General features: G+C 75.6%; 7 protein-coding genes. 2 read left to right on the top strand and 5 right to left on the bottom strand.

Annotated features, from left to right (window positions below; translation table 11 throughout):
• Positions 1 to 178: 178 nt before the first annotated feature.
• Positions 179 to 1,048 (bottom strand): class I SAM-dependent methyltransferase, encoded by an 870-nt coding sequence (locus GA0070560_RS25535; RefSeq protein WP_245675707.1) that lies wholly within the window; start codon positions 1,046 to 1,048, stop codon positions 179 to 181.
• Positions 1,049 to 1,130: 82 nt separating this feature from the next.
• Between GA0070560_RS25535 and GA0070560_RS25530 the strand changes: the two genes are divergently transcribed.
• On the top strand, positions 1,131 to 2,762 hold the full coding sequence (locus GA0070560_RS25530) for a RecQ family ATP-dependent DNA helicase (RefSeq protein ID WP_091302278.1): 1,632 nt from the start codon (positions 1,131 to 1,133) through the stop codon (positions 2,760 to 2,762).
• Between the two features lie 61 nt (positions 2,763 to 2,823).
• Complete coding sequence (locus tag GA0070560_RS25525; protein ID WP_091302276.1) at positions 2,824 to 3,327, top strand: hypothetical protein; 504 nt, start codon at positions 2,824 to 2,826, stop codon at positions 3,325 to 3,327.
• 168 nt (positions 3,328 to 3,495) lie between these two features.
• Here the strand turns inward: GA0070560_RS25525 and GA0070560_RS25520 are convergent, their stop codons facing one another.
• The 4 genes from GA0070560_RS25520 to GA0070560_RS25505 are packed head-to-tail and all read right to left on the bottom strand — an operon-like array spanning position 3,496 to position 7,574.
• The gene (locus tag GA0070560_RS25520) at positions 3,496 to 4,479 is read right to left on the bottom strand and encodes a DNA topoisomerase IB (RefSeq protein WP_091302274.1); all 984 of its coding nucleotides are present in this window, start codon (positions 4,477 to 4,479) and stop codon (positions 3,496 to 3,498) included.
• Positions 4,463 to 5,404 carry a glycosyltransferase family 9 protein gene (locus tag GA0070560_RS25515; protein WP_091302272.1) on the bottom strand — a complete coding sequence of 314 codons (942 nt, stop codon included), beginning with the start codon at positions 5,402 to 5,404 and terminating at the stop codon, positions 4,463 to 4,465. The genes GA0070560_RS25520 and GA0070560_RS25515 overlap by 17 nt, the downstream gene beginning before the upstream one ends.
• Positions 5,401 to 6,102 carry an SDR family oxidoreductase gene (locus GA0070560_RS25510; RefSeq protein ID WP_091302270.1) on the bottom strand — a complete coding sequence of 234 codons (702 nt, stop codon included), beginning with the start codon at positions 6,100 to 6,102 and terminating at the stop codon, positions 5,401 to 5,403. Before GA0070560_RS25510 ends, GA0070560_RS25515 begins: the two co-directional genes overlap by 4 nt.
• Positions 6,099 to 7,574, bottom strand: a complete 1,476-nt coding sequence (locus GA0070560_RS25505; protein ID WP_091302298.1) for a PfkB family carbohydrate kinase — start codon at positions 7,572 to 7,574, stop codon at positions 6,099 to 6,101. The genes GA0070560_RS25510 and GA0070560_RS25505 overlap by 4 nt, the downstream gene beginning before the upstream one ends.
• Positions 7,575 to 7,584: the final 10 nt, after the last annotated feature.

Genomic DNA, 7,584 nt, shown 5'->3' with positions numbered 1-7,584 from the left:
CATCTACCGGAGACCTCACCGACTATCGATCACCGACACGCCGGATCGATCAAGCCCGGACAGTCAACCCTGCCCACTTCTGAAACACGGCCTAGGTCCGCCGCCGGGTCAGGCCGGCACGGCCCGCGGCGGGACGGGCCCCGTGCCCCGTCCCGTGCTCGTGGCCGCCGGTGTCGGGTCAGCCCGGACGACGGGCGGTGACCAGCCAGGCGGTGCCGCGCAGGCGTACCCCGTCGGGTCGCTCGTGGGCGCGGAGCGTGTCGGTCAGCGCGGCGCGCGCCCGCACGACGGTGGCCGGGTCGACCCGGTCGAACTGGTGGCGAACCGGCCCCCAGCCGGCCAGGAAGCCGGCCGCGTCGGCGGCGTCGGCCCCCCAGAGCTGAGGCGCCTCGGCCGGGGCGCACTCCACCTCGGCCAGGCCGGCGTCGGTGAGCACCCGACGCACCGTCGCCGGGTCGGCCAGGGAGAGCGGTTCGGCGGGCCCGGCGTAGTCGGTGCCCGGGTCGGGCAGGTGGGCGGCGAGCGCGCCGAACGCCCGACCGAGGTCGCTGTCGCGCAGGTCGTCGAGGCAGACGAAGGCGAGCCGGCCGCCGGGACGCAGGGCCCGGGCGAGGTTGCCGAAGGCGGCGACCGGATCGGCGAAGAACATCACCCCGAAGCGGCTGAGCACCACGTCGAAGCCGGCGTCGGGCAGCGGGTGCACCTGGGCGTCGCCCTGGACGAAGCGGACGTTGTCCACCCCCTCCTCGGCGGCGCTCGAACGGGCCCGGTCGAGCATCGGCGCGGACAGGTCGAGGCCGACGGCGTGCCCGTCGCCGGCCCGGCGGGCGGCCAGCCGGGTGAGCTGCCCGTTGCCGCAGCCGACGTCGAGCACCCGGTCGCCCGGCCCGACGTACGCCAGCAGCGGGGCGTTGAAGCCGGCGTTGACCGCGTCGTAGCGGTCGTGGTGGTCGGCCCAGTGCTGCCCCTCGTAGCCGTTCCACGCCTGTTCCTGGTGGGTGTTGACGATGATCCCCATCCGGCCCTCCAATAAAGAACGCTTGTTCATGAACGCTCATTCATAATGTTCGGGCGGGCCACGTCCTGTCAACGGTTTCGCCGGTGATCGCCTCGGGTACCTCCGGCCCTCGATGAAGCTGCCCACGAACTCCACGACGTTGCGCCGCGCGGCGCGCAGCCTGTTCGGCTGGACCGCGCTCAGGCCCAACCAGCTCGCCGCCATGCGTGCGGTGATGAAGCGACGCGACGCCCTGGTGGTGCTGCCCACCGGCGCCGGCAAGTCGGCGATCTACCAGATCCCGGCCAGTCTGATCCCCGGCCCGACCGTGGTGATCTCTCCCCTGCTGGCCCTGCAGCAGGACCAGATCGCCGCGCTCAACGAGCGGCGACGCCCGGAGCTGCGGGCGGTGCGGATCAGCTCCGACGAGAGCCCGGCCCAGCAGGCCGAGGCGATCACCGAGATCCGCGAGGGGCGGGCGGAGTTCCTTTTCATCACCCCGGAGCAGCTCAGCAACCCCGACCGGACGGCCGAGGTGAAGTCACTGAGGCCGGCCCTGGTCGCGATCGACGAGGCGCACTGCATCTCGGCCTGGGGCCACGACTTCCGCCCCGACTACCTGGCGCTGGGGCACCTCATCGACGGCATCGGCCGTCCCCCGGTGGTCGCCCTGACCGCCACCGCCTCGCCCCCGGTACGCGACGACATCATCGCCCGGCTGCGGCTGCGCGACCCGGAGGTGGTGGTCTCCGGGCTGGACCGGCCCAACATCTTCCTCGAGGTCGCCCACTGCCCCACCGACGACTACCGGTGGCGGCGGCTGGCCGCGCTGCTGCGCGACGACGGGCGCCCCGGCATCATCTACGTGCCCACCCGGCGGGCCGCCGAGGACCTGGCCGCCCGGCTGACCGAGGCCGGCTTCCCGTCGCAGTACTACCACGGCGGGATGCCCACCGGCGCCCGCAACGAACTGCACGAGGCGTTCCTCGCCGACCAGGTGCCGATCATGGTGGCCACCTCCGCGTTCGGCATGGGCATCGACAAGCCGAACATCGCCTGGGTCGTCCACATGGCGCTGCCGGACTCCCCGGACAGCTACTTCCAGGAGATCGGCCGCGCCGGCCGGGACGGCGAGCCCGCCCGGGTGCTGCTGCTCTGGCGCGCGGAGGACGTCGGGCTCCAGCGCTACTTCAGCGGCGGCCTGCCGGACGCCACCGAACTGCGGGACCTGGCCGCGCTGCTGCGCAAGCAGGCCCGGACCAGGAAGGAACTGCGCGAGCTGACCGGCCTCGGCGCGCGCAAGCTCGGCCGGTACCTGGCGCTGCTGGAGCAGATCGGGGCGGCGCAGCCCCGCGCGAGGCAGAAGATCGGCGCGCCGCGCTACTCCCCCACCCCGGTCGACGCCGCCGCGGCGGCGCTGGCCGAGGCGGAACGCCAGCAGACCGTCACCCGTTCCCGGACCGACATGATGCGCGCCTTCGCCGAGACCACCGCCTGCCGGGGCCAGACCCTGCTGGCCTACTTCGGCGAGCAGATGTCCGAGGTCTGCGGACACTGCGACAACTGCCACGCCGGCACCAGCACCGCCGACGACGGCGCGGTCGGCCCGTTCCCGGTGCACAGCCAGGTCCGCCACCCCGAGTGGGGCTCGGGTCTGGTGCTCAACTACGAGGACGACCGGATGACCGTGCTCTTCGACGAGGTCGGCTACAAGACGCTCTCCGTGCCCGTGGTGTCCGAACAGGGTCTGCTGACGCTCGACTAGCCTGACCCGGGCAGCCGCGGCGCACGGTGCGCAACACCCAACGAGCGAGAGGGGCTCAGTCGTGATCGAACAGCCGGCGTACACCGGGTTCGGGTTCTCCGACGAGGAGTGGGGGCTGCTGGTCGGCCTGCCGCAGGCGGTCCTCACCGCGGCCAGCGCCGCCGAGTCCGACGGCACCCGGCGCACCCGCGCGGAGAACGCCGCGGGCCTGGAGACCATCTCCGCCGGCCGCGAGTCGGCCAGCCCACTGGTCGCGGCGATCGCCGGAGAGATCGTGTCCCGCGTCGGCGACCCGGAGGCCGGCGAGGAACTGCCGGTCATCGAGCCGGCCGACCCGCAGGGCATGATCGACGACGTGCTGGCCCGGGCCGGCCAGGCCTCGGCCCTGCTGGCGGCCAAGGTCGACGAGGGCGAGGCCGGAGCGTACCGGCACTGGCTGGTGGAGATCGCCGAGCAGGTGGTCGGCGCCGCCGCCACCGGCGGCATCCTCGGCCTCGGCGGCGACCAGGTCAGCGACTCCGAGCGACGCTTCCGGGACCGGCTCTCGCACGTGCTCAACGACTGACGGCGCACCGGCGGCGGCTCCGCGTCGGGCGAGCCGCCGCCCGTCGGGGCTTCCGCGACAGGGCGCACTTCAGCCGCGCCTTCCGTGCGGTCGACGACGCCGACCGGCCTCCGGGGCCGCAGGGTTCCCGGCCCCGTCGCTCTTCCCGAGGACCGACGGCGGGGCCGGTCATGCCTCTTCGAGCAGTTCCAGCACCGACCGTTCGGCCTCGTCCTGCGGGGAGTCGGAACGCACCGGAGCCACCACCCCGTCGTGGTACAGGTCCACCACCCGCGGGTCCACGTAGGACGTGCGCGCCACGGTCGGGGTGTTGCCGAGCAGCTGCGCGACGTCCTTCATCACCCCGGCGACCGCCCTGCGCCGGGCGGTGACGGAGCACCGCACGCCGACCGTGGCCAGCTCGGTGGCGGCGAGCACGGTGGCGTGCCAGGTCCGGAAGTCCTTCGCCGTCATCTCCCCACCGCTGGCGTCACGCAGGTAGCCGTTGACCTCGTCGCTGCGCACGTCGCGCCAGGTCCGGCCGTCCCAGTAGCCGAAGAGGCGCTCCTCGGCCCGCCGCCGGCGGCGCAGGTTGGTCAGCACCCGGCACAGCTCCGGGTCCTCGATCCGGCGTACCTGGTCGAGGCCGCCCTTGGCGGGGAACTCGAACACCACGCAGCCGGCCCGGGAGCGGGCGTGCTCGGGACGCAGGGTGGAGACACCGAAGGTGGCATCCTCACCGACGGCGTACTGGTCGTTGCCGACCCGGAACATCCCCATGTCCAGCAGCCGGGCGACGGTGGCCAGCACCCGGTCCCGGCTGAGTCCACGCCCGTCCAGGTCCCGGGCGATCCGCTCGCGCAGCGTCGGCAGCCGGTGGGCCACCTCCAGCACGTGGTCGAACTTCGCCTCGTCGCGCTTGCGCCGCCACTGCGGGTGGTACAGGTACTGCCGGCGCCCGGCCGCGTCGACGCCGACGGCCTGGATGTGCCCGTTCGGGTACGGCGAGATCCAGACGTCCCGCCAGGCGGGCGGGATGACCAGGTCCCGCAGCCGGCCCAGCTCGTTGCGATCGCGGACCGGCTCGCCGTCCGGACCGAGGAACACCCAGCCCCTGCCGGCCCGGCGGCGCCCGTAGCCCGCCCGGCCCGGATCACTACGCCGCAACCGCACCGGAGACCCGCACCGCCTCTTCGGCCTCGTCCACGGCGGCCAACACCCGGTCCACCGGCAGGGCCGCCAACGTCGGGTGGGTTCCCACCCCGGACGAACCGGGCCAGTCCCGGGCGCCGGCCCAGAGCACCCGGTGCCGGGGGCGGTCCGCCGGCGGGCCCCACTCGGCCGGCGGGACGGGCCCGAAGAGCAGCACCGAGGGGACGCCGTACGCGGTGGCCAGGTGGCCGACGCCGGTGTCGCCGCTGACCACCAGCCGGGCCCCGGCGACCAGGGCGGCCAGCTCGCCGAGGTCGGTGCCACCGGCCAGCACCGCGTCGGCGGGCAACCCGGCCCCGGCGGCGACCCGCCCGGCCAGGTCGCGCTCGTCCGCCGAGCCGGTCACCACGACGCGGTGGCCCCGACCGGCCAGTTCCCGCGCCAGCGCGGCGAACCGCCCCGCCGGCCAGCGTTTCCGTTCGACCTTGCTGCCCGGGTGCACGATCGTCGCACCGGCCGGCGCCCCGCCCGGCGCAGGCCGGCGCAGCGCCAGGTCGGTGCGGTCGGCGGGGATGCCGTACCAGGCGAGCAGCCGGCACCAGCGCGCCACCTCGTGCTCCCCGGGCCGCCAGGGCGGGCCGTCGAGATGCCCGACCTCCGGGCAGCGGAAGGCGAGCAGCCGCCCCGCCCCGGCCAGCATCCGGTGCGACTGCGGACCCCGCCCGTGCAGGTTGACCGCCAGGGACACCGGCGGCCATGGCGGCGGGCCGAGCCCGTCGGTGGGCAGCAACCGGTCCACCGCGCCGACCAGGTCGACCAGGGGCGCGAGCCAGGCCGGCGCCGCCAGCGCCAGCTCCTCCCCGGGGTACACGGCCCGCAGCGCGCGCAGCGCGGGCACCGCCGTGGCCAGGTCACCGACGCCCAGGGCGCGCAGCACGAGGATCACGGCCAGGACGTCTCCCGCTCGGCGCAGACCACCATCTCCCGTACCGCGCAGCCGGGCGGTTGGGAGAGGGCGAACATGATCGCGGCTGCGGTGTCGGCCGGGTCGTTGAGGTTGGCGTCCGGTCCCGGCTTGTACTGCGGGTCACGCTCGTCGAAGAAGGCGGTGCGCATGCCGCCCGGGATCAGCAGGGTCACGCCGATCCGGCCGGCGAGTTCGGCGGCGAGCGCGCGGGTGAAGCCGACCACCCCGAACTTCGCCGCGCAGTACGCGGTGGCGTCGCTGACCGCCTTGATCCCCAGTGTCGAGGCGACCGTGACGACGTTGCCCCGGGCCGCCTCCAGGTAGGGCAGCGCCGCGCGGACCACCGCGACCGTGGCGAGCAGGTCGACCGCCACGATCCGCTCCCAGGTCTCCCGGGACAGGTCGGCGAGCTTGCCGGGCACGTCCGTGCCGGCCGCGGTCACCACCGCGTCCAGGCCGCCGTTACGCTCGGCCAGCTCCCGGGTGGCCTCCTCCGCGGCCCGGGTGTCGGCGAGGTCGCACTCGACCCACGGCACCCCGTCGCCGGGACGGTGCCGGTCGAGCACGAGCGGCCGCCCGCCGGCCCGGGCCACGGCGGTCACCACGGCCGCGCCGAGGCCGCTCGATCCACCGGTGACCAGGACGGTCGGACCGGTGCCGGGTGCGCTACTGGTCATCGTGCTCCCTCCGCCGTGGGACACCCGGCGCGGGCCGCGCCGGTGGGGGCGACGGCCGGCCGCTCGCCGCGGGCCGCCGCGATCATGTCGGTGGTGGAACGCCCGTCCAGGTACGGCACCACCACGGTCTGCCCGCCCCAGCGGCGCAGCACCTCGGCCTCCGGCAGGGCGGAGGTGTCACCGCCACCGGTGGCGTAGTCGCCGCCCTTGACCCAGATGTCCGGACGCAGCCAGCTCAGCGCCGCGTGCGGGGTCGGCTCGTCGAATACCACCACCGCGTCGACACAGCTCAGCGCGGCGAGCAGTCGGCTGCGGTCGCCCTGGGACATCACCGGGCGGTCCGGCCCCTTCAGCCCGGCGACGCTGGTGTCGGAGTTGAGGCAGACGACCAGGCAGTCACCGAGCTGCCGGGCGGCCTGCAACGTCGCCACGTGCCCGGCGTGCAGCAGGTCGAAGCAGCCGCCGGTGGCGACCACGGTGCCGCCCGCGGCGCGTACCTCGGCCACCACCGCGCCGGCCGCCGCGGCCCCGATCCGCTCCCCGCCGCCGCTGAGCACCGCCGGCGGGGCGGCCCGCACCTCCACCGGCAGCGCGGCGGCGACTCCCCCGCCGGCCACGTACGCCGACGCCTCCGCCACCGCCTCCTGCACCGCCTCGGAGACCAGCGCGCCGCGAGCCAGGGCGAGGGTGGCGGCGGAGGCGAACCGGTCCCCGGCGCCGCAGGTGTCCCCCTCGGCGTTGACCGGGGCCGAGACGACCAGCGGGGTGGACCCGGCGTGGCAGAGCAGCGCGCCGTCGCCGCCGAGGGTCACCGCCACCGCACCGGCCCGCCACCGCTCGCGCAGCCCCTGCGCGCCCCGGGCGGCGGTGGCCAGCCGGGACTGCCCCGGCGGCACCTTGGTCAGCTCGCGTGCCTCCGGCTCGTTCGGGGTGGCCAGGGCGACCCCGGGCACCGCCGCCGGCCCCCGGGGATGCGGGTCCCAGACCACCGGGGCGCGGGTGGCGGCCAGGGCGGCACGCAGCGCCGGCTGCCGGGCCACACCCCGACCGTAGTCGCTGACCAGCACCGCGGACGCCTCGGCGATCAGCCGGAGCACCGCCTCGTGCGGTGCCCCCGGTTCGGCACCGGCGCCACCCCGGTCGTGCCGCAGCAGCACCCGGCCGCGCGCCCGCAACCGGATCTTCTCCGGGGTGGCCCCGGGCAGCGGCAGCGCGTACACCCGCACGCCGGCGGCGGTCAGCAGCGAGCTGAGCCGGGCCCCGGCGGCGTCGTCGGCCAGCGCGGTCACCAGCGCCACCTCGGCGCCCTGCGCGGCGGCGAAGACCGCGGCCAGGCCGGCCCCGCCGGGCCGGTCGGCGTGCGCCGTCTCGTCCAGCACGGGGACCGGGGAGTCCGGGCAGAGCCGGTTCACCAGGCCCTCGACGTCACGGTCCAGCAGGGTGTCGCCGACGACCACCAACGGTCCCCGCACGTTCGCCTCC

The sequence above is a fragment of the Micromonospora halophytica genome, from assembly GCF_900090245.1.
Taxonomy (GTDB): domain Bacteria; phylum Actinomycetota; class Actinomycetes; order Mycobacteriales; family Micromonosporaceae; genus Micromonospora; species Micromonospora halophytica.
This window is presented reverse-complemented; position numbering and strand designations above follow the sequence as displayed.

Coding starts and splice junctions, on each gene's coding strand:
- GA0070560_RS25510 (WP_091302270.1), bottom strand. CDS start 6,102: ATGACCAGTAGCGCACCCGGCACCGGTCCGACCGTCCTGGTCACCGGT.
- GA0070560_RS25535 (WP_245675707.1), bottom strand. CDS start 1,048: ATGAACAAGCGTTCTTTATTGGAGGGCCGGATGGGGATCATCGTCAAC.
- GA0070560_RS25530 (WP_091302278.1), top strand. CDS start 1,131: ATGAAGCTGCCCACGAACTCCACGACGTTGCGCCGCGCGGCGCGCAGC.